Raw genomic sequence first — 25,321 nt, 5'->3', positions numbered from 1 at the left:
GTAAAATGCGGGAGTTCATACAAGAGAATGCTGGTTTCATACAAGACCAGCATTTTTTGTGTACACATTTTGGAAACTGCCATTACCTTTGCAACGTGATTCAAATCAAATCACAGAAGTTTTATTGAATGTTTTATTTTAAAATTTTAGAAGATTATGAAAAAGTTAGTATTTATGTTTGCGATCATGCTTGGCCTCTCATTCGTTTCATGCAAGGACAATCAGAACACCACCGAGGCACAGGAGAACACCGCAGTAGAGGCAACCGTTGATGACAGCACAAAGGTGAAGGACGACACAACCGCTCACCCCCCCGTTGAACAAGCACCCGCCGAGGAAACCCAGGAAACCGAGGCTGCTAAATGATAGCATAAGCCCTCACAAAACCTGAATCTATCGATGGGGTAGAAGAACCCAAGTAATAAAATTCAAATACACATGCAACAGTCCCGCTGATGGCTTTGTGCCAAGGGCGGGACTGCTTTTTGTCGTTGCTATAACTGGTGTGTCAGAATAGGCTGAGCGGCTGCTGTTCTACGCGTGAGCGCGCGCGTCGCAGGCGGTCGTCGTTGATGTCGATGCCAATGGACTTGCATCCCATGTCGTGAGCCACCTTGCATGCAGTGCCAGTGCCGCAGTAGGGGTCGAGGACGATGCCACCTTGCGGACAAGTCGCCGCGATGGGCAGGCGGTAGAGCTGCTGCGGCGCAATGACATATCGGTCGGTCTCGCTGCGCTCTGGGGCTATGTTCCACACGTCACCGGGCATGCTGGTGGCACGCGGTGTCTCCTGGATGTAGAACCCGTTGTCCTTGAGTTCCTGGTTGCGGGCGGCATCGCCAGCTGTGGGAGCGGTGGCTTCGCGCAGGTAGAGTTTGAAAGAACCTATCTCGCCGGCATTCACCTTGCGCAGTGTGGCACGCAGGGCGGTTAGGGCGTTGTTTTTCTCGACTGAAGTGAGGTGCTGGCTCGCCGCGATGTTGCGCTGATATCGTTCGCCAGTCTTGGATGTTGTTTTCTCATCGATAAAATATCGTCGCAGTGCCTCGTCGTTGTAGTAATAGTTGCTTTGCTTGACGAAGTGCATCATGTATTCATGCTCGTTGCGTGCATGATTCTGCATTCCGTCGATAGTGCCTTGCTGCTTGTTCCACACGATGTCGTTGCGCAGGATCCACCCTTGCAGGTCCATCATCTTGATAGCGAGCCGCCACGGCAATGCTTGCATGGATGCGTCCTGATAGGCGTCGGCCATGTTGATCCATAGAGACCCCTCGTCTTTGAGCACGCGGTGAGCTTCGGCAGTCATGCGCAGCAGGTTGTCGATAAACTCGCTGGGATCCTTGGTGGCTAGAGAGTCAACCTTGTACTCGCGCAGGTGCCAGTAGGGCAGAGAAGTGACGATGCAGTCGATGCTCTTGTCTTCGATTTGCGCCATCACCTTGCACGCATCGCCGCAGTGATACTGTGGCATGTTGCTATAACCAAGTTTCTTGACCAGGTTGCGGAGTGCGGGGTCGCAATCGGGAGCTTTGAGAATGGCAGGGTCGATGACAGGAGCTGCCGTGACAACGGCTGGCACATCAACAGCGGGTTCGGGCTCGATGTCGATTTCTTCTTGCGACAATGCGGCAGTGTCCACGCCGTCGAGGGTTTCACGCAGCAAGACAGCAGCCCGTGCGCTCATCTTGTCGTGCCCTATTACACTCATGGCATCCTCGGCAAGCCATAGTGCCACGAGTTCGTCGGGGTCGGTCTTCAAGAGTTTAGCGAGTTTCACTACTTGAGCGCGCTTGGGGCGTCGCTCGCCATGCTCATAACGGCTATACATGGGAATGTCCACGCCTATGGCTTGGGCTAGTTTGCGTTGCAAAATTCCTCGCTCTCGGCGCAGTAGCCTGATTTTTTCAGAGAACAACATGATAGATGGTGTTTGATGATTTGTTATTTCGTGACAAATTTAGTAAATCTTTTCAAAACAACCAAACGTGAGAAATAATTTTTGTGAAGGAAAATACAAGGAATACAAGCGCAGGTAGCGGCTAAGTTGTCAAATAGGGTGTGAAACTGTGAAACTGTTGTTCTTATTTATAAAAAAGGTATGATGCAATGTGTGTCTGTCAGAAAAAATTAGTAACTTTGCACGTGGAATCTCCGTTATAGGGGATGACAAGACATATTACAAGGTGCCTCACTTCTTGTGAAATCGCCAAAACTCTACAACGAATATACGAGGCACGGTGCAACCCATATCAGGTGGGCTGTTTTTCCGTGCGTATATTCAGGTGTTTGGCGATACCTACAAGAGTGCAGGATAACAGCCCGCTTTTTTATGTCCCTAAGTGAACACGCGACATGGTAGATTTATTTTCCTTCACATTGGTAACATTCTGCTGTAGCCGTTCATAAACCGATAGTAAACTAAATTATATACACTTTAACTAACAGAAAGAATTATGAAGAAATTACTACACAAACTAATCTTGTTGCTGTGCATGCTCACAGTCAGCCTCAACGCCTCGGCAAACGACCTTATTGACTTTCCCACTGTTTCTACAGACACAGGAACAGGAGAAGGTAAAGTCTATAAAAACGAGATAGAAACGGATGTAGAGAATCGTAGTGTTATCGCATATTGTGAATCTTGGTCTTTACTAGACAATTATGCCAGAGTAAGTTTTTACTATAAGTTTGGAACTATTGCGAATGTCAATGAAGTGAATGAATTGAATGTGAATGGTATCGTTAAAAATGAATATGAAATTGGATTGCATTACTTAAAATTTTATATAATATGTGATCTCGAAAGAGAACAGTTTTTCAAACCATTAAGCAAAGGTCTCGATAAAGATGGAAAAGCAACATGTGATTTCAAGGTAAAACTTGAGGACGAGACGGTTCTTGACTTTAGTTACACAAGTTATACATACAACGTTAAAAAAATTGCCTCTGAAAAAGATATCATAATAAGTCCTTTGTGTCCTATTGTGACCGAATCTGATAGATCAAATATACTTAAGTTAAAGGAAAGCGACATAAAGGCCATAGCGTTCTACAGGAACGGTAAAATTGTTGGCGACTGGATAAAACTTAATGGTGTCTATAACAGCACCACCATCGACGACATGCTTGCTGAGCTTGATAAGATGGGAAAGGTGGACCCCAGACTCATGCAGAAGCCCTCAAGCACGAGCAGTACTTCGGCGGGAACCCAGAGTAACAACAAGCCCTCATCTACATCATCTACATCAACTTCATCAACTTCATCATCTACATCATCAAGTACGACCACGAGACCCTCATCTACATCAAGTTCTTCGTCAACATCATCGTCTAATTCTGGTTCTACCTATAGTTCTGGTAGTTATAGCAACAGTAACTACGACTACACGCCCAAGAAGAAGGAGCCTGCTGGATGGAATTCGCCCACCGATGCTAAGACCGTGGGAGTCTCGCTGGGCTATGTTTCCAAGCAGTGGGTGATGAAGCAGGGCGGCACGGTTGAAAAATTCGGTTACTGGGATGGCAGCAAGTCTGTCCCCGGATTCCAGATTGGTATCCGCTTTGAGCCGCAGTTCAAGTATGGCTTTGCGCTCAACACCGGCTTGTACTATGAATACTACTTCTCAAGTGCCAGCAATGTCGCTGTGGAGGACGAGTATGGCAAGCCCCTGACCTGCAAGGGTCGCCTAGAGGAGCACAACCTCTACCTCCCCATTCACCTTGAGTACCGTCTGCACTTCAACGACAAGTTCAACCTGTTTTTCTTCGGCGGTGCGGGTCTGGACTACGGCTTAGGCGGCAAACTTACCTACTACGATATTCCGGGATATGAGGACACCAGTTTTGACGACATCTACGAAAATACGCTGGGCTGGAAACGCTTCAACGCCTCGATAGAATACGGTCTGGGGCTGCGTTACCGCGCTTTCCAAGTGCACGCAAGCATGGCACGCGGGCTCGTCAACATGTCGGATGATGATAGCTACACCATCAAGCAGAACAAGAACCTCTCGGTGGGCGCCTCCATCATGTTCTGACCCCTTTTGCTATTTCTCTCGCAGATTGCGCGAATTATTTAACTGAGGGAAAAAAACTTGAGCTTCGCATGTTGAAACCATTTTAGTTTTTCAATTTGTTTCGACTGGCGTCCTGCTGGACGCGGTTGATGATACATTTCTTCGAGGGTGTGTCAAAATACGTTTTGGTGGGGTAACGCCCATGCAGGGTGCATTGGTGTTGCCGTCTGTTTCCCAGGGCGTTCCTTGGGCAAGTTACAGCATTGCGCTTGCATTGCGCCGCCATTTCGTGTGTTGACACACTCTCCTATTTGGAAAAGTACAATAGGATAGAAGAGTATAAGAATCACGAGATTTGAATAAAAAATGAGGCGCTGGTGTGTAATGAATCGATAAATATATATAACTTTGCAGTGTGAATGGCTCAAGTTGTGGCCTTGTAATGTATAAGTTTTGATTATGAAGAAATTAGTTTTTACGCTGTTTTCGGCGTTAATGCTCACTTCTTGCGGTCTCATGGGAGACATCGCAATGGACTCGACCGATATGGATGGAGTGCGCACTGTGCTCACGACTAACAAACACATGATGGGCAATATGGACATTGCTCTGGGTTGCCGCATCAATAAGACCGACACAGTGGCAGGGCTATTGCTCACGTCGGACGAGAAGTCAATCCATGGTCTGTTTGCAAAAGGAGAGTGCCTGCGTGTGGAACTCGCCGACGGCGAGGTGATCACGTTGAAGAATATCTATGATAAGGAATACAACAAAGAGACAACGGTGAGCGAGAGTGAACGCATAGTTGACGAGCAAGTGGGGTATGACTACGTGTATAGCCCCTATACTGATAATGTGTATATCACTCCCCACTATTTCACTGCGGTGATCCCGGAGCGACACACTTACACTTCTACGTTGTCATACGCTCTGTATCCTGTGACTTACAAGCAGTTGTTGTCGATGATGAACAAACCTGCCGTGAAGGTGGGTGTTGAGAGTGAAGACGGCTATACCACGATGGACAAGCCTGAAAACTTTGCTGGCATCATCACTAACATATACAACAGGCTCACAGGACACAAGTGAGAGATCTTGCCAGCCACGAAGAGGCTGGCAAGACCACAGGATGGTTATAGCGGTTTCTTTGCGAAGAGGTTGCCTGAATGGCCGTTTAAGCCTGAATATCCGTTGAGGGCGGTGCCGCTAGTAATGACATCGTACCTGTCTAGGACTATGCACACCGAGTCGTTGCGGTAAATGAATGTTTCGACATCGTTTGTTTTTATGTGACCGATGCCGTGATGGTCTTGCAAGGCTTTGCTGATGGCATCGACGTGGATGCATTCTTGCAGGATTACCTTGTCGTTTAGTTTGGCAGTGATGACGTCAGAATCGGTATCTACATTGAAATCCTGATTTGAGCTGTTGGTTGATCCATAGAAATAAGGATATCCTAGGGTTGTGGTGTTGACAGGTTGGTCACGATCAAGGCTGATGAAGAACACAGGGAACTCGTCGAGCCCATTGGTGGTGTTTATGTCCAGGATGCCGCTTTCTTTGAGCGATTTGTATTCTTCATTTACCTGGCTGTATCCTAACACATTGCAAAGGTAGGAGTAGGCAGCCTGCATTTGCACAATCTCCTTATTGTGTTTGTCAAGATATTGTCTGCTGAACGGCGTGAAATTCCCGTCAAGGTCGCGTGTGCCCAGTGCGTCCATTGACTTCTCGAGCCTTGCCGTCTGTGCATTGATTCCGATGTATTGTGCAGTGATGCCTGGAATGAATGTGAACAGGGCGATGATGGCGGTGGCACCACCGAGAATGAGTTTCAGGTGGTTGCCGCGTTTTAGGGAGAGCAGTAGCGATGCAACAGTGAAAAGAGTCCCCATTGCCAGGATATAGATGCGGTTCTCGGTGAGTGAATATTCCATGACGCGGTGTGAGATGCCCCACCAGAATAGCACTAGCAGCGGGATGCTGATCACTCCAAACCACTTGTAGAACCAGTTGAAGAAGCGCGATGGTGCACACAGGTGCATTGTGTAACCAAGCAGAGTAGCGGCATAAAGCGAGACAATGAGAGTAGCCACTCCTCCTTCGGGCAGTTTCATGCCGACAAAAGAAGAACCTGCATATAAATATAAGAATAAGGTGTAGAGCACAATGGCTGGTGAAATCACATAATGGGCGATGGTACGCAGGAATGGGGCTGCGGTATTACTCAATGCGTCGCCGTTGTGCCTGAAGTGGAGCACGACAAACATGAGTGGAGTGATAAAGTACAAGTTCCACTGGTAACAGTACACAAACCATGAGTTGTTATGATAAAGAGTTTCAGCGGTATAGGCGATGAACATATCTATGAAATAGATGATGAGTGCGGTGAACATAGCGAGGCTTGCATCTACAAGAAATGTGATGATACGTGCCGATAGCATCTCTTCGCTTTGTGTGTCGCGCAGGCAGAGGAAGATGCCGCCACCTGCTGCGGCATAAGACATCAAAAACCATGTCGGACCCGGGGAGAATGAAAGGTATATTGACAGAATCGACAACAAAGACACTCCTGTAATTCCGACTAACCAGTATAATAAGCGTTGCTGCTTGCCAAACAGCAGGTTGGGAATAAAGCATGAGGCAAAGAAAAGCGGGAAATAGGCCTCAATGTGCGGCAAATTCTCATAGCCCTTTGTTTCAAAATGATGGAGTACGACTGTAAGAACTGTGAAAAGGGTGCAAGTGAGGGTTTCTAGCGGTGCTTGTGCCACAAGCTGAGCGAAAGGGTTCTTGAATGATGGTTTCATAATAGGTTTGTAAAATTAATAAGGAATAAATAAGCAACCTGTTATGACGTGGTAACTATTTCCCAATGGAAATCTCCGTGCCGATCTCACTCTCACAGATGATTTTATTAATATTTAATTTCTTCAACTAAAATATCTTTGAGATCCGTGAAATCTGCGCGGTGAGTCAGCAAAAAACACTATTGGTGTATAGTTGTTATGACGTAACATACCGATTGTGTGTCACAAAAGTAATAATTGCTGTGACACTATCAATGCTGGACGGCGGTGCGATGTGTGAATCCAGTTATTTTTTGTGTGAACCTATTGCTCGCTGTGGTGGTGATGATGATGGTGGTGATGGTGATGGTGGTGCTTTCCGCCGAAGAACTTGCGGAAGCGGTGGATGAGGAACAGCTTCAACAGTCCAAGAGCAGAGAAAGCTCCTGCCGTGTTGGCCACGATGTCGAGAGTCTCGAAGCAACGGTGGTTGCTAAGCGCAAGTTGCCCGCACTCCATGAGCAACCCGATGATTGCCGCAATGCACGTGATGAGTATTTCCTTGCTCAAAACGGTGTGGTGAGGGTATTTGTGCTTAACGTAGTCATAGATAAAGGCAGTGGTTGTGACAAAATACATGATGAAATGTGCTATCTTGTCGCTGCCAGGAAATAAAGAAATAGTGGTCCCCACCGGATTGTCGGTCAGGGAAAAATAGGCAACCAGAGCGACCACGATGGCCGATGGTATTCCTGATGGTATAGCGAGAATTAGTTTTCGCATTTAGTCAAGACGTGATTATGTGTATTAAAATAGGGTTTATGGGCACGGTGTCCATGCTATGTGGTGCAAATGTAGTGCAAAAATATGGAAATATGAAGTTTTTTTGCAAAAAAATGTGTAAATACTGCGGAAATTACTATTTTTGCACTTAAATGGGAACGATTAAAGATTTCTTCACAATCACCCGCCATGAGCGAATAGGTGCAGTTGCGGTGCTGATGTTACTGTCAGCAGCGGTGCTGGCACTGGTGATTGCGCAGAGAGCAGAGTCGTCGCCCGATGCAGTAGATAGTGCGGCAGTTGTCGTGTTTGAGCAACGCTGTGACTCTATTGCGGCATCGCGTGACTCGCTGCCCGCCAGGAAGCAATCTAAAAAAAAGAGCAAGTCAAAAAAGAAAACAGGAACAGAGCGAGGGCATCAGGCGCCCGACCGCAGGCTTGACCCTGTGCCTGGATTTTGACCGGAACAGTACCCGCTAGAAAAAGAATATAAATTAAGTAAAGGAAATTTAGATGACAGAAAGAGGACAATTTGCAACTCGGCTAGGAGCGATAGCAGCAACCGTGGGGTCGGCTGTGGGACTAGGTAATATATGGCGATTCCCCTACGAGGCAGGCCAGCACGGAGGGGCTGCGTTCATAGCAATCTACTTGCTATGTGTGGTCATAATGGGCGTTCCGGTGATTGTGGCCGAATTCGTGATAGGCAGGCACACCCATAAGAATGTGTGCGGAGCGTTGCGGCAGTTGTCGCCTGGTGGCAAGTCCCACTGGTTCTCGGCAGTGTGTATCACGGCCTCAATCCTTATCATAAGTTTCTATAGCGTGGTGTGCGGATGGATTGTCGAGTACCTGATACAGGCAATAAGCGGCAAACTCATCAGCGCTCAAGACCATAATGCCGAGTTTGAGCAGTTCGTGGCCGATCCTTATCGCAGCGTGTTGTGGACCGTGCTGTTCTTGATCGCTAACTTCCTGGTGCTCAGACGTGGATTGAAGAATGGCATAGAGCGGGTGGCCAACGTGATGATGCCGTTGCTCTTTGTGCTTCTCATGGTGTTCTGCGTGAACTCGATGCTACAGCCAGGCGCAGAGAAAGGATTGAAGTTCCTGTTTAGCCCAGACTTCAGCGCCATCACGCCGCATGTGGCGATAGGCGCAATGGGTCAGGCGTTTTTCTCGTTGAGCCTGGGACTGTCGTGCCTGCTGACCTACGCGTCTTATTTCAAGGACAGCGACTCGCTGGTGAAGAATGCGACAGTGGTCGCGATACTCGACACGCTGGTGGCTGTGCTAGCCGGCATAATGATATTCCCCATAGTGTTCTCTTACGGGATGACTCCCGAGGCGGGGCCGAAGCTGATTTTCGAGGTGCTGCCGTCGATATTCCAGCAGATGCCTGGCGGATATGTGCTGTCGATATTGTTCTTCTTCTTGCTGTTCATGGCTTCGATAACGAGCACGATATCGATGAGCGAGATATCAATAGCCTACTTCGGCGAGGAACTGCGCATGAGCCGTAGCAATGCCTCGCTGCTCAACACCGCACTTGCAGTTGTGCTGGGAGCGTTGTGCGCATTGTCGTTCGGCGTGCTGTCAGAGTTCAAGATTTTCGGGATGACACTGTTTGAGTTGTTCGACTATGTGTCGTCAAACGTGTTGCTGCCGCTGGGCGGAATATTCTTCTCTGTGCTCATGGGGTGGGTGATAGACCGCCGGCTTGTGGAAGACGAGTTGAGCAACCACGGGAAACTGAAAGTGAAAATGGCCCGTCCCATCATATTCTGCTTGAAATATGTTGCCCCGATATCTATTGTTTTGGTGTTTTTATATGGTTTAGGCGCATTCAACTGGCTGCTGTGAGGCTTTTGTGTCCAAAATATTTGTGATTGAAGGAAAAAACTAGTAATTTCGCACAAGATAACGAAACAAGACCTGCGATGAGAAAATTCACGCCATTCACACTGTCGCTTCGTGGCCGGGAACTGAAGTGTGACCGTCCGCTTGTGATGGGCATCCTCAATGTGACCCCTGACTCGTTTTACGCCGGTTGCCGTGCGACCGACGAGGAAGCGATATCGATGCGCGTTAAGGAGATAGTGGAGCAAGGTGCCGACGTGATAGACATAGGCGCTTACTCGACCCGTCCTGGAGCCGCCGATGTCACAGCTGCCGAGGAAGTGGCAAGACTGCGTCGTGCCGTCGAAGTGGTGAAGCGTGAAGCCCCAGGCATGGCTACATCGGTCGATACATTCCGTACCCATGTGGCTCGGGTGGCAGTGGAAGAGCTGGGCGTGGACATGGTGAACGACGTGTCGGGCGGCTCGCTTGATGATGCGATGTTTGAAACCGTGGCATCATTGCAAGTGCCATATGTGCTGATGCACATGCGCGGCACGCCAGCCACAATGCAGCAGTTGACAGATTATGACAACGTGACCTGCGATGTGGTGGAATGGCTGGGAGCGCGCATAGAGCAGTTGCGTGCGCTGGGTGCTAAAGACATCATCGTGGATCCCGGCTTCGGGTTCAGCAAGACTCTGGATCAAAACTATGAGTTGCTTGCCGGGTTGGAGCGATTCCGCGAACTTGGGGTTCCGCTGCTGGTGGGTGTGTCGCGCAAGTCGATGATATATAAGAAGCTTGGAGTTGACCCCGCGCGGGCATTGAATGGCACGACTGCCGTGAATACAATAGCATTGATGGCAGGTGCCCATATAATTAGAGTGCATGACGTGCGTGAGGCTGTGGAGGCACGTGAAATCGTGTGTGCGACGCAGCGCTACGCAATAAAATAAGAGAGAAATTATGCCTACATCGATATTTTCATTATTCGGCATCAAGGACCTCATTGACATCTTGCTGGTGGCAACGCTGTTGTTCTACCTGTATCGCACAATGAAGGTTTCGGGCACACTCAACATCTTCATCGGCGTGCTAGCGTTTGTGATATCCTGGATCGTGATGTACAAGATATTTGACATGCGACTCATAGGAACCATCATGGACAAGTTTGTCGACATTGGCCTGTTTATCATTGTCATCCTGTTCCAGGAGCAGATTAAGCGTTTCCTCATTGAGCTGGGCTCACACAAGGGGTGGGGGTTCATAGCCAAGGCATTCAGGAGCAAAGCCGAGGGCGATGACGAGAACAAATGGATATTGCCTGTGGTGTATGCTTGCATGAGCATGTCAAAGTCCAAGACTGGCGCGTTAATTGTCGTCAAGAGGCAAATGCCCCTAGAAGGCTATGAGCGCACGGGTGATGTGATTGACGCTAACATCAATACCCGCCTGATTGAGAACATATTCTTCAAGAACAGCCCGCTGCACGACGGCGCCATGATCATAGACGGAAACAAAGTGAAGAGCGCAGGCTGCATCTTGCCAGTGTCGCACGACACGTCGTTGCCGCGCTACTTGGGACTGCGCCACCGTTCGGCCCTGGGCATCGCCCAGGCCACCGACGCTGTGGCTATAGTGGTGAGTGAAGAGACCGGACACATCTCCTATGCCTACAAGGGAGAAATACACCTGAAACTGTCGAGCACCGAGCTCGAACATGCACTCGCCAATCTCGAGTAAACATTTATTGAATCCACCTAAATAGAAATATCTATGTTTGATATACAAGGGACATTAGTGAGCCTAGAGCTGGTAGAGCGATTCTTTTGCTGCGACCTTGACACATGCCTGGGAGCATGCTGCATCGAGGGCGATGCCGGAGCACCCCTCACCGAGGACGAGCGCAAGAAAATAGAAGAGATATTGCCCGATATCTGGGACGACCTGCTGCCTCGCGCACAACAGGAAATCAAGGAAAACGGCGTTGCTTACCACGACCCCGAAGGCGAACTTGTGACACAGATCATCGACGGCAAGAACTGTGTGTTCACTTGCTACGAACCCGGTGGTTTGTGCTCATGTGCCATCGAGAAGGCCTACCGGGCTGGTAAGATAGACTTTCGCAAACCCATCTCGTGCTACCTTTACCCTGTGCGCATCAAGGAATTCTCCACGTTCACTGCGGTGAACTACAACCGCTGGAAGATATGCAAGTGCGCCGAGGTGCTGGGACGCAAGGAGGGCATCAGGGTGTATCAGTTCCTCAAGCAACCGCTCATCGACCGCTTCGGACAAGAGTGGTATGACGAGCTCGTGGCCAACTGCGAACTCTACATCAAGCAATACCTCAGCGATTAGGCAACGATTAAATCGAGATAAAAAAATATCTTTTTTTCATTGCAGAATGAAATAATTTTTGTAATTTTGCACCGCATTTTGTGCAACCTCTGACAAGAAGACCGAGTGGCTTGTGAAAGTTGCGCGAAGCAAATAACACTAAATTACACAAAAACAATGGATTTAATTAAAGTTGCAGAACAAGCATTTGCTACAGGCAAGGAGCTTCCCGAATTCTTCCCCGGTGACACTATCACAGTGGCTTATCGCATCAAGGAGGGTAACAAGGAGCGTATCCAGCAGTACCGTGGCGTTGTAATCAAAATTACAGGCGAAGGCATCAAGAAGCGTTTCACCGTTCGCAAGATCAGCGACAACATCGGTGTAGAGCGTATCTTCCCCATCGAGTCTCCGTTCATCGACAGCATCGTTATCAACAAGCATGGTAAGGTGCGTCGCGCTAAACTGTACTACCTGCGCAAACTCACTGGCAAGAAGGCTCGCATCAAAGAGCGTCGCATTGTCAAGAAGGAAGCCTAAAGCACAGCTTGGACAGACTTATAGAACCGTGGTACATCTTGCATGTGCTGCGGTTTTTTCTTAGATTGCTTGCGATGCAGTGCGGCCTCTTCGAGGCCGGTGTTCATGTGTGTGCTGCCGTCCGACGGTCGGTCGACCGCCGGTTACGATACATTGTGACGGGTTCCCCGTCATGCATGTTCTCAACCTTCGAGCGAGATTGCGTCCGTCGTGTGAGGCTTGGTAAGTGATGTTGACATTCGGATGATGTGGGCGGTGAAACCGCCTTATTGCATCGTAACCGGCGGCTTTTGCCGTCGGAGAAAACAAATAAACTAACGGCCTCGAAGGGGCCGCAATAAAACATTTTTTTATATGAAGACTTTATTATTGTTTATGGCTATTTTAGCCATTGAGTTGTCGGCGCAGGACAAGTTTTGGCTTGGGGCTGACATAAGCGGTACCACAGAGTTGGAGAGTAGGGGAGTGCAGTTGTATAATGCAGCCGGCGAACCTCGTGAGAATACCCAGCTGATGAAGGAACTGGGGCTTGATGCCATACGTCTGCGCGTGTGGGTTGACCCCAAGGGCGGGTTCTGTAACAAGGAAGACGTGCTCAGGATGGCACTGCGTGCACAGGCGCTCGGCATGCCCGTCATGATTGACTTCCACTACAGCGACTGGTGGGCCGACCCTGCCAAGCAGAACATCCCTGCTGCGTGGAAAGACTTGAACTACAAACAGATGAAGAAGGCTCTTGCGCGTCACACCGAGGAGACATTGCGACTGCTCAAGCAGCACGACATCGATGTGAAGTGGGTGCAGGTGGGCAACGAGACCACCAATGGCTTCTTGTGGCCCATGGGACGAGCCCAAGACAATATGAAGCAGTATGCAGGGCTCACGCAAGCAGGATGCAAGGCTGTGAAAAAGGTTTATCCCGATGCCGTGACCATCATACACCTAGATTGCGCTTGCGATCCCGCAAGATATGACTTCATCTTTGACGGGCTGCGTGAGCATGGGGTGAAATATGACATGATAGGCGTGAGTGTCTATCCCTACTGGGACATAGACTCGAAACTCGAGACCGACTATCACGGCACGATCAGGGATTTCCCCAAGAACATAAAGCGCATCAGCGAGAAATATGGAGTGGAGACAATGGTCGTGGAGACCGGCGTGGAAGTTGCCCGACCCAAGGAAGGCAAGGTGATCATGAAAGCTATCATTGACGCCGCTATGAACGACTGCGATGGTCACTGCCACGGTGTATTCTACTGGGCTCCCGAGCTCGAAGGCCAGTATCCCCTGGGCGCCTTCAAGGACCACCGCCCCACCATCATCATGGACGCCTTCACCGAAGCCGCTGGTAAATAGAGATTAAAGATTAGAGATTAGAGATAAGAAATAAGAGTAGTTAAGAGTGGAAATATTTTCGTTTTTCGTAAGAATGTATTAATTTTGCATATTGAAAGATAACTAATATAATCAATTCGAATGAAAAAAGTATTTATGATTTTGGCCCTGCTGTGTGGCATGTGTGCCCAGCAGGTAGATGCCCAGTTGGTCAAGGGCGACATGAACGACGACGGTGTGATTAATATTGTCGATGTGAACGAGAGCGTTAACACCGTTCTTGGCAATCGTGCCATCCAGTATATTCAGGTTGGTGGCGACCCGTATATGGTTGACAACAGCCGCGTAGTGGGTACATGGTATAAGACCAAGAGCGACCACTTCACCCTCAACAGCGACGGAACAACTGATTACGTGTCGGACTATGGCGAAGTGACTACATGGGAGTTCCTGCCTTACCAGGGCATTATCATCTTCTATGACAATACGGGCAAGCCTGTGAGTTGGATTGAGGTAAAGAAATTGGTGCCCGGCTGCATGATATGTTCAATTTATGACGATGGCAATCATATAAGGGTTCTCACTACCGAGGTTCCCACTCAGCCAGTGACTGCTATCCAGCTGAGCGCGACCACACTGGAGATGCAGCCCAACGAGTTCATGCCCATGCTCACCGCTACAGTGTTGCCAGCCGATGCCGACAATAAGGAGGTGACATGGGAGAGCAGCGACGAGAGCGTAGTCAAGCTGTCGGACGGCCAAATCCTTGCAATGGGCTACGGCACAGCGGTTATCACATGCCGCGCCACCGACGGCAGCGGTGTGAAAGCCGAGTGCGCTGTGACTGTGAAGAAGAAGGACAAGTCGGGCAAGGACTCCGTTGGCCGCGAGTATGTTGACCTTGGCCTTCCCAGCGGCGTGCTGTGGGCGACCTGCAATGTGGGTGCCGACAAGCCCGAGGAGAGCGGCCTGTACTACGCTTGGGGCGAGACCAAGGGCTACGCCAAGGGCGAGAGCCACAATTTCGACTGGTCGAACTACAAGTGGTTCAACGGCAGTAATAATACCTTGACCAAATATTGCACAAGTTCAAGTGACGGCACAGTGGACAACAAGACCGTACTTGACCCCGAGGACGATGCAGCCACCGCCAACTGGGGTTCAGGCTGGCGCATGCCCACCTCGCAGGAGATAGATGACCTTTACAATAGTGCTTACACGACTACCGAGTGGGTGACAGTGAACGGTGTCACAGGTCGCAAGATAACGAGCAAGAGCAACGGAAACTCTATTTTCATGCCCGCCGCAGGCTACCGCGACGACGCGAGCCTCAGCAGCGAGGGTTCCTACGGCGACTACTGGTCGAGTTCGCTCTACACTAGCAACAGCGGCAACGCCTACGGCCTGAGCTTCGATTCGGACAACGTGGATTGGGACGGCATCGAACGTTACTACGGACAAAGCGTCCGGGCTGTGTGGGTTGGCTCAGAATAACTGTATCTATCCACCCCTAAAAAAGAACAAAACAATCCCCATTAAGTGCCGTATGCGGGCAAGTAGCGGTTGCCGGCACACGGCGGGCACGGAGTGCTCGCGCCCGCAACGGCGGAACCATCCGACGGTCTGGCGACCATCGGCTACGATGCAGTGCGGCCCCTGCCGAGGCCGGTGTGGTGGATGGCTCCCCGTCCGACGGTCTTCGACCGCCGGTTACGATACAGTGCGGCCTCTGCTGAGGCCGGTGTGGTGGATGGCTCCCCGTCCGACGGTCTGGCGACCTACCGACGGTCTTCGACCGCCGGTTACGATGCAGTGTGACGGGTTTCCCGTCAAGTATGTTTCACTTTAAGGCATGTTCGGTCAGGTTAGTGATACTGCCGGTGCGCGAGGGGGTGACGACTAGGGTTATGGTGTAGGCGGTGTAGGCGGTGGAACCGCCTTATTGCATCGTAACCGGCGGACGCAGTCCGTCGGAAAGGAGTATATAAAACTAACGGCCTCGGAGGGGCCGCACTGAAATCGTCCTTCGTCCTTCGTCTTTCGTCCTTCGTCTTTCGTCCTTCGTCCTTCGTCTTTCGTCCTTCGTCTTTCGTCCTTCGTCTTTCGTCCTTCGTCTTTCGTCCTTCGTCTTTCGTCCTTCGTCTTTCGTCCTTCGTCCTTCGTCCTTCGTCCTTCGTCTTTCGTTTTTTTTCGTCCTTCGTCTTTCGTTTTTCGTCAAATTGTTGTACCTTTGTTGGTTGAAATAGAAAATATATAAAAACTACAAAATAGAATTATGGCAAAGAAAGCTTTATTGATGATTCTTGATGGCTGGGGCGTGGGTCCTCAGGCCAAGAGCAATGTTATTTTCAGCACTCCCACTCCTTACTGGGACAGTCTTATCGCTAACTATCCCAACAGCCAGCTGCAGGCGAGCGGTGAGAACGTGGGACTGCCCGACGGTCAGATGGGTAACAGCGAGGTGGGCCACCTCAACATTGGCGCCGGCCGCGTTGTGTATCAGGACCTTGTGAAGATTAACCGCGCTATTGCTGACGGTAGCATCGCTAAGAACGAAGAAATCGTCAACGCATTCTCTTACGCTCAGAAGAATGGCAAGGGCATCCACTTCATGGGCCTCACTTCAACCGGCGGCGTTCACAGTTCGCTCGACCACTTGTTCGCACTGTGCGACCTGGCTAAGGCTTACGACCTGGAGAAGGTGCTCATCCACTGCTTCATGGATGGCCGCGACACCGATCCCAAGAGCGGCAAGGGCTTTGTTGCCGACGTTGAGGCACATTGCGCCCAGAGTGCAGGTGTAGTGGCAAGCGTTATTGGCCGCTACTATGCAATGGACCGCGACAAACGCTGGGAGCGTGTTAAGGTTGCTTATGACCAGCTCATCAGCGGCGAGGGCAAGCAGAGCGACAACATGACACAGGCTATCGAGGAGTCTTATGCCGAGGGCGTTACCGATGAGTTCATCAAGCCCATCGTTAACACTACAGTTGACGGCACCATCAAGGAAGGTGACGTGGTTATCTTCTTCAACTACCGCAACGACCGCGCTAAGGAGCTCACCGTTGTTCTCACACAGCAGGATATGCCCGAGGCTGGCATGAATACTATCAAGGACCTGCAGTATTACTGCATGACTCCCTACGACGCATCGTTCACCGGCGTTCACATCCTCTTCCCCAAGGAGAACGTGGGCAACACGCTGGCCGAGTACGTGGCAAGCAAGGGCCTCAAGCAGCTCCACATCGCTGAGACTGAGAAGTATGCACACGTGACATTCTTCCTGAACGGCGGTCGCGAGACTCCCTTCGAGGGCGAGGACCGCATTCTGGTTAACTCTCCCAAGGTTGCTACATACGACCTGCAGCCCGAGATGAGCGCCTACGAGGTTAAGGACAAGCTGGTTGCTGCCATCGGTGAGAATAAGTATGACTTCATCGTTGTGAACTATGCTAACGGTGACATGGTGGGCCACACTGGCATCTATGAGGCAATCGAGAAGGCAGTCGTTACCATCGACGAGTGCGTCAAGGAGACCGTTGAGGCTGCCAAGGCTGCCGACTATGAGGTAATTATCATCGCTGACCATGGTAATGCCGACAACGCTATCAACGAGGACGGCAGCGTGAACACTGCTCACTCGCTGAATCCCGTTCCCTTTGTTTATGTCACTGCCAACAAGGACGCTAAGGTTGCCGATGGCCGCCTCGCCGACGTGGCTCCCTCAATCCTCCAGATCATGGGTCTTGAGCAGCCCGCCGACATGACTGGCACAGGCCTAATCTCTAAGTAATTAAGGATTGCTAAAAATACAATACTCCCACACTGCTGCGTAGCTTGTGCTATGTGTTGCTGTGGGAGTTTTGTATTAGATCTAATGTGAGTATTTACGATTCAAATAATTGAAAATAAATGGATAGTTTCTTCTTGAATAACTCATTGTTCGTTGACGAGAAGGTGACAATCATGCGCAACGAATATAAAATCTATGACTCGCAGGGTGTCCAGATAGGTGTGTGCAAAGAAAAACGTTCGATAGCCAGTATGGCTTTGTCGATGTTGACGTCTAAAGATGTAATGCCTTTCAGGCTTGAACTGTCGGATGCTCGCGGCAATGTGATAGCAACTCTCTCTAAGGGTGTTACGCTGTTCATGTCAACGCTCAAGATGCACGATGCCCGTGGAGTACACATCTCAACTGTGAAGCAGAAATTTGGCCTCACGCCTCGTTTTGAAATCATGGGTGTCAACGGCAACAAGCTTGGTGAGATAAAAGGAGATTTTCTGGCTTGGGATTTTGTCATCTATGATGGAAATGGCAACAACATAGGCGCCATAAACAAGAAGATGGGGTCATTGGTGCGTGAGATGTTCACCACTGCCGACAAGTACAATGTCTTTGTTTCGCCCGACCTTAACGATGAGGTTCTGCGTCAGACGATTCTGACCATTGCTTCGGGCCTGGATATGATTTTCAAGGAGAACAATAAATAGATTTTTGTCATTTATGAGCAAATTGCCTGTGGATGGCAAGGACAGAAAAGCGCCCTGTATTTGGGGCGTTTTTTTGTGGGTGATGCAAGCGGCAAAACCGCTTGCCACGGTGGCTCGCTGGAGGTTTCTCGCTGGCGATGAGTGGTAGGGGAGGTTTTGTGAACTTAGGATTTTGTGAATACTGCTTGTTTTGTTGGGGTTTTGTTGTGGTGGGTTTGAGAAAAAGTAGTATCTTTGTAAATTGAAAAATTGTGCATAATAAATATCTATAAATAATTTGATTTATGAAGACATTAAAGAACATTTTCATTGTTGGCCTTGCTGCGATGGCTTTGGCTCCTGCGGTGCAGGCTGAGCATGTGACTATCATTGCTGTAAACGACACTCACAGCCAGATAGACCCTGCTAGCGACAATAAAGGCGGCGCGCTGCGTCGTCGTGCTATCTATGACAAGGTGCGCAGCGAGAACAAGTACACCATGACGCTTCACGCTGGTGATGCGGTTCAGGGCAACGTTTACTTCTCGCTCTATGGCGGTGCGGTTGAATATGCTGTTATCGACAGTCTGGGCTATGATGCAGTGATATGGGGTAACCACGAGATGGACAATGGCATCGACAGCACTTACCACTACTACAAGAACGTGAAGGCTGAACTGCTGAGCGCAAACTATGACTTCAGCGACACAAAGATGGCTGGTCTGGTTAAGCCATACATGATCAAGGCATTCGGCGACAAGCGTGTGGCTGTGATGGGCATCAATGTGCAGCCTGCCGGCCTCGTGAGCGACAAGAACTGTAAGGGACTGCGTTACCTGCCTTCGATAGACGTTGCCGACGCCACTGCCAAGTATCTCAAGGAGGTGCAGAAGGTTGACTACGTGGTGATGCTCTCGCACATCGGTTATGTGAGTGATGCCCCCGGCGAACCTAACGATCAGGACGTGGTAAAGTCTAGCCACTACATTGACCTCGTGATAGGCGGTCACTCTCACTCGACCGTTAAGCCCGGCACCCCCGAGGCAACCGTAATGAATGCCGATGGCAAACCTATCACAGTGGGTCAGAACGGCAAGTGGGGCAAAATCGTGTCAACCTACGACCTCGACCTCGAAACTGGCAAGGTTGTGTATAACCAGATTGCCGTAGATAAGACCTGGGACGAGGCAGCCAAGAAATATGTGGCAATGGACAACTGGCTGAAGCCCTATCGCCAGGGTGTGGATTCACTCATGAACCTGCCTGTGAGCGAGAGCGCTCGCGCAATGAAGAATAGCGAGGCTCCCCTGCAGAACTGGGTGAGCGACGCTTCTCTTGAAATCATACGCAAGATTTCGGGCGTGAAGAAAGTTGATTGCGCTATCATGAACAAGGGCGGTATCCGCGTGAACATGCCCGAGGGTATGGTAAGCGAGGGACTCATCGGCTCGATGTTCCCCTTCGACAACCGTTACGTGGTGCTTGAGATTACAGGCCAGGGCCTTATCGATGCACTCAAGGTGATGGCAGGCCGTGGCGGTGACTGCGTGAGCAAGGAACTCAGCGCTACGTTCAACGACAAAGGCGAGCTCCTTACCGCAAAGATCAACGGCAAGAATATTGATCCCAAGAAGATCTACAACGTAGCAACTATCGACTACCTTGCCAACGGCGGTGACTACATGCAGTCATTCAAAGATGCAAAACGCCTGTGGGTCGATGAGGTGAAGTATGGCGATCACATCCTTGACTACGTGAAGGAGCTCAAGGCAGCCGGCAAGAAGATCAATGGTGCCGACGGCTGGCGCATGGTGAAAAAATAAGAATAACCTATACAGAGGGTGTGTCGTAGTGTCTTATGGCACACCCTCTTCTTAATTTTGACCTCTATGAAACTAACAAGAATGTTTACCGTGGCCTTGATGCTAGCCATGACACTTGCCAGTGTGGCACGTGGCGAGGCTAAGCAGCCCAACATGCTGAAGAAAACCGACAAGGCCAAGATGGAAGAGTGGGTGGAATCTACTTTTGCCAAGATGACCCCCGACGAGCGCATCACCCAGTTGTTTGTCATGTGTGTGGCTTCGTGCAGTGATGAACCATCGCGTGCCCGCCTAGAGAACTACGTGGCGAAGAACCAGGTGGGCGGGCTCATCTACATGGACTCTGACATGGACGAACTTGCCAAGACAGCCAATATGGCCCAGTCGATGGCAAAGGTGCCGTTGATGATTACTATCGATGCCGAGTGGGGACTGTCGATGCGCATGCCAGGCGTGCCTCACTTCCAGCGCAACCTGGTGCTAGGTGCTATCGACGACGACCGTTTGCTCTATGAGTATGGCCGTGAGATGGCACGTCAGCTGCGCCGCATGGGCATCCATGTGAGCTTTGCACCGGTGCTCGACGTGAACGATAATCCGCAGAACCCGGTAATAGGCACCCGTTCGTTTGGCGAGGATCCCGACCTCGTGGCCCGTCACGGCATTGCTTATGCCCGTGGACTTGAAGACGGCGGTGTGATGGCAGTGGGCAAGCATTTTCCCGGCCATGGCTCATCATCGGAGGATTCGCACAAGACATTGCCCGTGATTAACAAGAGTATCGACGAGTTGTCGCTGTGTGAGTTCGCGCCGTTCCGCAAGTATATCGATGCAGGCCTGTCGGGCATGCTCACTGCACACCTCTATGTGCCTGCAATAGAAAAGGAACGCAAACCATCCACAATGTCAAGGAAGTGCGTTACCGACTTGCTGCAGAAGCAGATGGGATTTCAAGGATTGGTATTCACCGATGCTCTCAACATGCAAGGAGCCCTTGCGATGCCCGGTTCGCCCTGTGTGAACGCATTGCTTGCAGGCAACGACGTGCTGCTCATGCCGCTTAATGCCGATGGCGAACTCAAAGCAGTGAAAATGGCAATAGAAGCCGGACGCCTGAAACAGAAAGACATCGACGAACGATGCAAGAAGATATTGCGATACAAATATGCGCTGGGCCTTACCCAGAAGCAGACTGTTGCCGCAACCAGCCTCAAGGATGACCTCAACAAGGGCCAGGCCGATGTGGTCAAGCATCGCTTGGCGTCAAGTTCGGTCACGGTGCTTAAAAATGAAGGTTCGATCCTTCCGTTGGGCAATCTGATGAAAAACCGCATTGCGGTAGTCACAATGGGTAGCGACAAGGGACTCAAGTCGATGTTCCATGATCGTGCCGACGACTATGCCGAGGTCACTGCATTTGACCTTAACAAGGAGTCGGCTTCGGCAGTCGCTGCCAAGGTCAAGGCTGGCAACTTCAACACACTGATCGTGGGTGTGGAGAGCGACAAGGAATCTCCTTTTGCCGCTTCGGTCAACGCACTGTTGCCAACGTGTGACAACATCGTGCTTGTCCTCATGACCCATGCCTATGACATCGAGAAATATTCGTCGGCAATAAACAATCCTAACGTGAAGGCCGTTGTTCTCACCTACGAGAAAAGTGATATAGCCGAAGACTATGCAGTGCAGACAATCTTCGGCGGCAATGCTGCAAAGGGTCATCTTCCCATTTCGCTCAAGTGCGGTGACAAGCAGTATGCAGTGGGCACAGGCATCACCTACGACGCCACACGCCTGGGTTATACCGTTCCTGCCGAGGTGGGCATGGACAATTACCTGCTGCACCAGATCGACTCGGTCGCATCGCTGGGTGTGCGCGAGAAAGCATTCCCCGGCTGTCAGGTCATCGTGGGTCGTCATGGCAAGATTGTGGCAAAGATGAGTTTCGGCGAGATAGCTTACGGCACCGGAATCGAGGTGACCGACAATACCCTTTACGGCCTGGCATCGGTGTCGAAGGCGACAGGCACGTTGAGCGCAGTGATGAAGGTGTATGACAACGGCGGTTTCCAGCTCGACGAGGCTGCAAGCAAGTATATTCCCGGATTGCGCCGTCCCGACAAGCAAGACATGACATTCCGCAGCTTGCTCTACCACGAGACAGGCATGCCGCCTTCATTGAGTATGTGGCAGATGATGATGGATCCCAAAACTTATAAAGGCGCTCTCATCACCAACAAGAAAGATGCTAACCACACAATCCTTATCATGGCAGGTGCTTACGGTCACAAGGACGCCAAGCTGCGCACCGACATCTTGTCGGACAAGAAGACCGATGTGTTCAACATTGAAATTGCTGACGGAATATGGGGCGGCAAGTGCACCTACGACTCAATCATGAACCGCATCTATGCCGAGAAGCTCGGCCCCAAGAAATATCTTTACAGTTGCCTTAACTTCAGCTTGCTGGCTAATGCGGTAGAGAATATCACCCATCAGCCTCTCAATGTGATAACTCATGACAACATCTTCGGTCCGCTGGGCGCTTACCACACAATGTATCGCCCGCTGGAGAAGTTCGATCGCGACGAGATAGCCTACACCGAGGTTGACACCTACCTGCGTCGCCAGCACATCCACGGCTATGTGCACGACGAGCTCGCAGCCTTCTCGGGCGGAGTTCAGGGCAATGCGGGCTTGTTCTCAACCGGCAACGACCTGGCCAAGCTGTTGCAGATGTGGCTCAATGGCGGAACCTACGGCGGCGAGCGTTACTATAAACCCGAGACTGTGAAGTTGTTCACTACCGACAAGAGTCCCCGCAGCCACCGCGGTTTGGGATTTGACAAACCTGTTGTGGGCAACCCCGACGCATCAAACACCTGCGAAGAGGCTACCCCCGAGACATTCGGTCACACAGGCTTCACTGGCACTTGTTTCTGGGTTGACCCCGCCAACGATATGTTCTACATATTCTTGAGCAACCGTGTGAGTCCCACACGCAGCAATCTCAACTTTGGACGCATCAGCGCCCGTTCGCACATTCATTCATTAATTTATAAATCAATCAAGAAATGAAAAAATTATTATTCGCAGCAATTTCAATGCTGGCCATCGTGTCGTGCACGACCGACGGAACCCAAGAAGAAATCAAGAAAGAACCGTATAAAATCACAGTGAAATTTGCTGATGACTCGGCCGATGGCGAGACTGCTTATCTCACCAGTTACGACAGCGGCGACACTATCGCGCAGGAAGTTGTCAAGGGCAAGGAAGTTGTGTTCCAGGATTCAGTAGCAGGCTCGTTCATGGCACGACTTGTGGTTGACGGCAAGCTGGGATTCATCGTTGAGGCTGGCGAGATTACGATCAACTGGGAAGACGGCAAGGCAACAGGCACAGCTCTCAACGACAAGCTTAATGCCATTGATGCTGAACTCGAGAAAGCCGATGGCGACGAAGCCGAGGCTGCAATATTCCAAAAGGCTTACAAGGATAACAAGGATAATGGTATAGGCCCCTGGGCATTCAACTACTATCTCATGTATAACAACTTTACTGTGGCGCAGATAGAAGACATGCTCAAGGAACTCCCCGCCGAGTGGAAAGACCTCAAGCGTGTGGGCAAGGCCCTGAAAGATGCCGAGGCTAAGGAAAACACAGCCGAGGGCAAGAAGTTCACCGACTTTGCCAACGCCAAGGGCGAGAAACTCAGTGACTATGCAGGCAATGGCAAATATACCCTTGTTGACTTCTGGGCAAGCTGGTGCGGTCCCTGCCGCAAAGAAGTTGCCAACATCAAGCAACTCTATGCCAAGTACAACGGCAAGATGAACTTTGTGGGCATCGCAGTGTGGGACGAGGACGAGGCAACTGCCAAGGCTATGGAAGAGCTCAAGATCGAGTGGCCTGTGGTGATGAATGGCAAGAACTGGACCGAACCCACCGACATCTATGGCATTCCTGGCATTCCCCACATCATGCTCATCGACCCCGAAGGCAAGATTGTGAAGCGCGGTCTAGGAGGCGAGGAACTCATCAAGACAGTTGATGATCTCTTTAAGTAAAACAGACTAGGGTGTATCCTGCTCGTGTGATAACGTGGCAGGATACACATTATATTAACAATATAAATCAGGCTAATGAAAAAAATATTTGCATTACTTTTATCCTTAGTGACAATTTCGGGCTTAGCCCAGGACAACAAACCGTCATGGCTCAAATCGCTCGGCGAGCATTTCCACTTCAACGGCTATGCAATGGCAGGCTGGCAGTATCACGACAAGTCCACACCCAGCAATGAGTTCTCGGTGGATAAGATCATCTTTATCGCTGATGCCAAACTCAACGACAAATTCAGCGCTGAGTTCATGTATGACTTTCGCAAGACCTCGATGCATGAGCTGTGGGTAAACTACCGTCCCTGCGAGGCTGTGAACATCAAGGTGGGGCAGTTCAAGACACCGTTCTCTATCGAAAACCCCATTGCGCCTGTTATCCTCGAGACCATCAACCTCACTTCGCTCGTTACCACCGACATGGTGATGGGTAGCAATCCTCTCATGATGCCCGCTGGCGCAGGCCGTGACATCGGTATTACAGTGTATGGCGACCTGCTCAACAAGAAACTCTCTTATGACCTAGCAGTGATGAATGGCGCCGGACGCAACTGCAAGGACATCAATTCGCAGAAAGACTTCGTGGCACGCCTCTCGGTGCGTCCAGTGAAGGAACTCATGCTCAGCGGTTCGATGATTCTAGGCAAGGGCAACGTGGCAGTACACAAGAATGAAGACGGCGTTAACGTGTGTGATGCTGCTCCAGGCGTGACAGGATTTTCCGACAACGGCAACTTTACCCGCAACCGATTTGCAGCAGGTTGTCAGTTGAAGACAAAACCCGTTAACCTGCGTGCCGAGTACATGTGGGGCAAGGACGGCGACTACAACAGCAATGGCGGCTATGCAACCATGTCGGTCAACAACGTGGTAAAGAAGCTTGACCTCGTTGCATCTTACGATCACCTCAATAACTTCCAGGGCGTTCAGAACCGCTACACTGCCGGTGTGCAGTACTGGTTCTACAAGGCATGCCGCGTGCAGCTCAACTACACCCACCACAAGTGGGCAGGCCGCGGTGACGGTGAGAACAACATACTCACCCAAGTGCAAGTAGCGTTCTAAAGAAGAATCTAGACCGAAATAGGCTATTAAGAATTATCCCTGCCAGCAATTTGCCGGCAGGGATAATTGTATATAGGCGATTATCACACAAGTTCTGTTTTTTGAAGTTGTATCCTATTTGGGAATCATGCTGCTTTGGTTAAGATATGTTAACATTGGTGTGCTTGTTTTGTGCCGGGGTGGTGGGTAAT

General features: G+C 50.3%; 20 protein-coding genes. 17 read left to right on the top strand and 3 right to left on the bottom strand.

Going from position 1 to position 25,321, the window contains the following annotated elements:
- The first annotated feature begins 156 nt into the window (after positions 1 to 156).
- Entirely contained in the window at positions 157 to 366 is a 210-nt protein-coding gene (locus ACKI3C_RS05190; RefSeq protein WP_407402740.1) for a hypothetical protein, read from the top strand.
- Positions 367 to 508: 142 nt separating this feature from the next.
- Here the strand turns inward: ACKI3C_RS05190 and ACKI3C_RS05185 are convergent, their stop codons facing one another.
- Positions 509 to 1,921, bottom strand: coding sequence for a DNA methyltransferase (locus tag ACKI3C_RS05185; protein WP_407402738.1), 1,413 nt, complete (start codon positions 1,919 to 1,921; stop codon positions 509 to 511).
- 1,066 nt (positions 1,922 to 2,987) lie between these two features.
- Here ACKI3C_RS05185 and ACKI3C_RS05180 point away from each other — a divergent pair.
- Both ACKI3C_RS05180 and ACKI3C_RS05175 read left to right on the top strand, forming a co-directional pair.
- On the top strand, positions 2,988 to 4,040 hold the full coding sequence (locus ACKI3C_RS05180) for an outer membrane beta-barrel protein (RefSeq protein ID WP_407402736.1): 1,053 nt from the start codon (positions 2,988 to 2,990) through the stop codon (positions 4,038 to 4,040).
- Positions 4,041 to 4,478: 438 nt separating this feature from the next.
- Positions 4,479 to 5,108 (top strand): hypothetical protein, encoded by a 630-nt coding sequence (locus ACKI3C_RS05175; RefSeq protein ID WP_407402734.1) that lies wholly within the window; start codon positions 4,479 to 4,481, stop codon positions 5,106 to 5,108.
- A gap of 44 nt (positions 5,109 to 5,152) precedes the next feature.
- Here ACKI3C_RS05175 and ACKI3C_RS05170 read toward each other — a convergent pair whose 3' ends face one another.
- Both ACKI3C_RS05170 and ACKI3C_RS05165 read right to left on the bottom strand, forming a co-directional pair.
- Positions 5,153 to 6,829 (bottom strand): DUF4153 domain-containing protein, encoded by a 1,677-nt coding sequence (locus ACKI3C_RS05170; protein ID WP_407402732.1) that lies wholly within the window; start codon positions 6,827 to 6,829, stop codon positions 5,153 to 5,155.
- 303 nt (positions 6,830 to 7,132) lie between these two features.
- Positions 7,133 to 7,591 carry a VanZ family protein gene (locus ACKI3C_RS05165; protein WP_407402730.1) on the bottom strand — a complete coding sequence of 153 codons (459 nt, stop codon included), beginning with the start codon at positions 7,589 to 7,591 and terminating at the stop codon, positions 7,133 to 7,135.
- Positions 7,592 to 7,743: 152 nt separating this feature from the next.
- On the opposite strand from ACKI3C_RS05165, the gene ACKI3C_RS05160 reads away from it, so the two are divergent.
- The 14 genes from ACKI3C_RS05160 (at position 7,744) to ACKI3C_RS05095 (ending at position 25,130) form a co-directional block, all read left to right on the top strand.
- A complete protein-coding gene (locus tag ACKI3C_RS05160; RefSeq protein WP_407402728.1) occupies positions 7,744 to 8,052 on the top strand; it encodes a hypothetical protein in 309 nt (102 codons plus the stop codon).
- A gap of 52 nt (positions 8,053 to 8,104) precedes the next feature.
- The gene (locus ACKI3C_RS05155; RefSeq protein ID WP_407402726.1) at positions 8,105 to 9,454 is read left to right on the top strand and encodes a sodium-dependent transporter; all 1,350 of its coding nucleotides are present in this window, start codon (positions 8,105 to 8,107) and stop codon (positions 9,452 to 9,454) included.
- 77 nt (positions 9,455 to 9,531) lie between these two features.
- Positions 9,532 to 10,389, top strand: coding sequence for a dihydropteroate synthase (gene folP, locus ACKI3C_RS05150; RefSeq protein WP_407402724.1), 858 nt, complete (start codon positions 9,532 to 9,534; stop codon positions 10,387 to 10,389).
- A 22-nt stretch (positions 10,390 to 10,411) separates the two neighbouring features.
- Complete coding sequence (gene cdaA, locus ACKI3C_RS05145) at positions 10,412 to 11,176, top strand: diadenylate cyclase CdaA (protein ID WP_407402868.1); 765 nt, start codon at positions 10,412 to 10,414, stop codon at positions 11,174 to 11,176.
- A gap of 33 nt (positions 11,177 to 11,209) precedes the next feature.
- A complete protein-coding gene (locus tag ACKI3C_RS05140) occupies positions 11,210 to 11,794 on the top strand; it encodes a DUF3109 family protein (RefSeq protein WP_407402722.1) in 585 nt (194 codons plus the stop codon).
- 156 nt (positions 11,795 to 11,950) lie between these two features.
- Positions 11,951 to 12,313, top strand: a complete 363-nt coding sequence (gene rplS, locus ACKI3C_RS05135) for a 50S ribosomal protein L19 (RefSeq protein ID WP_407402720.1) — start codon at positions 11,951 to 11,953, stop codon at positions 12,311 to 12,313.
- Positions 12,314 to 12,667: 354 nt separating this feature from the next.
- Positions 12,668 to 13,672: a glycosyl hydrolase 53 family protein gene (locus tag ACKI3C_RS05130; RefSeq protein ID WP_407402718.1), complete on the top strand. Its 1,005-nt coding sequence runs from the start codon at positions 12,668 to 12,670 to the stop codon at positions 13,670 to 13,672.
- Between the two features lie 120 nt (positions 13,673 to 13,792).
- Positions 13,793 to 15,145, top strand: a complete 1,353-nt coding sequence (locus tag ACKI3C_RS05125) for an Ig-like domain-containing protein (protein WP_407402716.1) — start codon at positions 13,793 to 13,795, stop codon at positions 15,143 to 15,145.
- 781 nt (positions 15,146 to 15,926) lie between these two features.
- Positions 15,927 to 17,444 (top strand): 2,3-bisphosphoglycerate-independent phosphoglycerate mutase, encoded by a 1,518-nt coding sequence (gpmI, locus tag ACKI3C_RS05120; RefSeq protein ID WP_407402714.1) that lies wholly within the window; start codon positions 15,927 to 15,929, stop codon positions 17,442 to 17,444.
- Between the two features lie 119 nt (positions 17,445 to 17,563).
- The gene (locus tag ACKI3C_RS05115) at positions 17,564 to 18,145 is read left to right on the top strand and encodes an LURP-one-related/scramblase family protein (RefSeq protein ID WP_407402712.1); all 582 of its coding nucleotides are present in this window, start codon (positions 17,564 to 17,566) and stop codon (positions 18,143 to 18,145) included.
- Between the two features lie 284 nt (positions 18,146 to 18,429).
- Entirely contained in the window at positions 18,430 to 19,947 is a 1,518-nt protein-coding gene (locus ACKI3C_RS05110) for a bifunctional metallophosphatase/5'-nucleotidase (protein ID WP_407402710.1), read from the top strand.
- Between the two features lie 66 nt (positions 19,948 to 20,013).
- Complete coding sequence (locus tag ACKI3C_RS05105; protein WP_407402708.1) at positions 20,014 to 23,025, top strand: glycoside hydrolase family 3 N-terminal domain-containing protein; 3,012 nt, start codon at positions 20,014 to 20,016, stop codon at positions 23,023 to 23,025.
- A complete protein-coding gene (locus tag ACKI3C_RS05100) occupies positions 23,022 to 24,014 on the top strand; it encodes a redoxin domain-containing protein (RefSeq protein WP_407402706.1) in 993 nt (330 codons plus the stop codon). Before ACKI3C_RS05105 ends, ACKI3C_RS05100 begins: the two co-directional genes overlap by 4 nt.
- A 75-nt stretch (positions 24,015 to 24,089) precedes the next feature.
- Positions 24,090 to 25,130: a porin gene (locus ACKI3C_RS05095; RefSeq protein ID WP_407402704.1), complete on the top strand. Its 1,041-nt coding sequence runs from the start codon at positions 24,090 to 24,092 to the stop codon at positions 25,128 to 25,130.
- Positions 25,131 to 25,321: the final 191 nt, after the last annotated feature.

Origin of the sequence: Sodaliphilus sp. (genome assembly GCF_045598405.1) — a bacterium.
Lineage (GTDB): Bacteria > Bacteroidota > Bacteroidia > Bacteroidales > Muribaculaceae > Sodaliphilus > Sodaliphilus limicaballi.
This window is presented reverse-complemented; position numbering and strand designations above follow the sequence as displayed.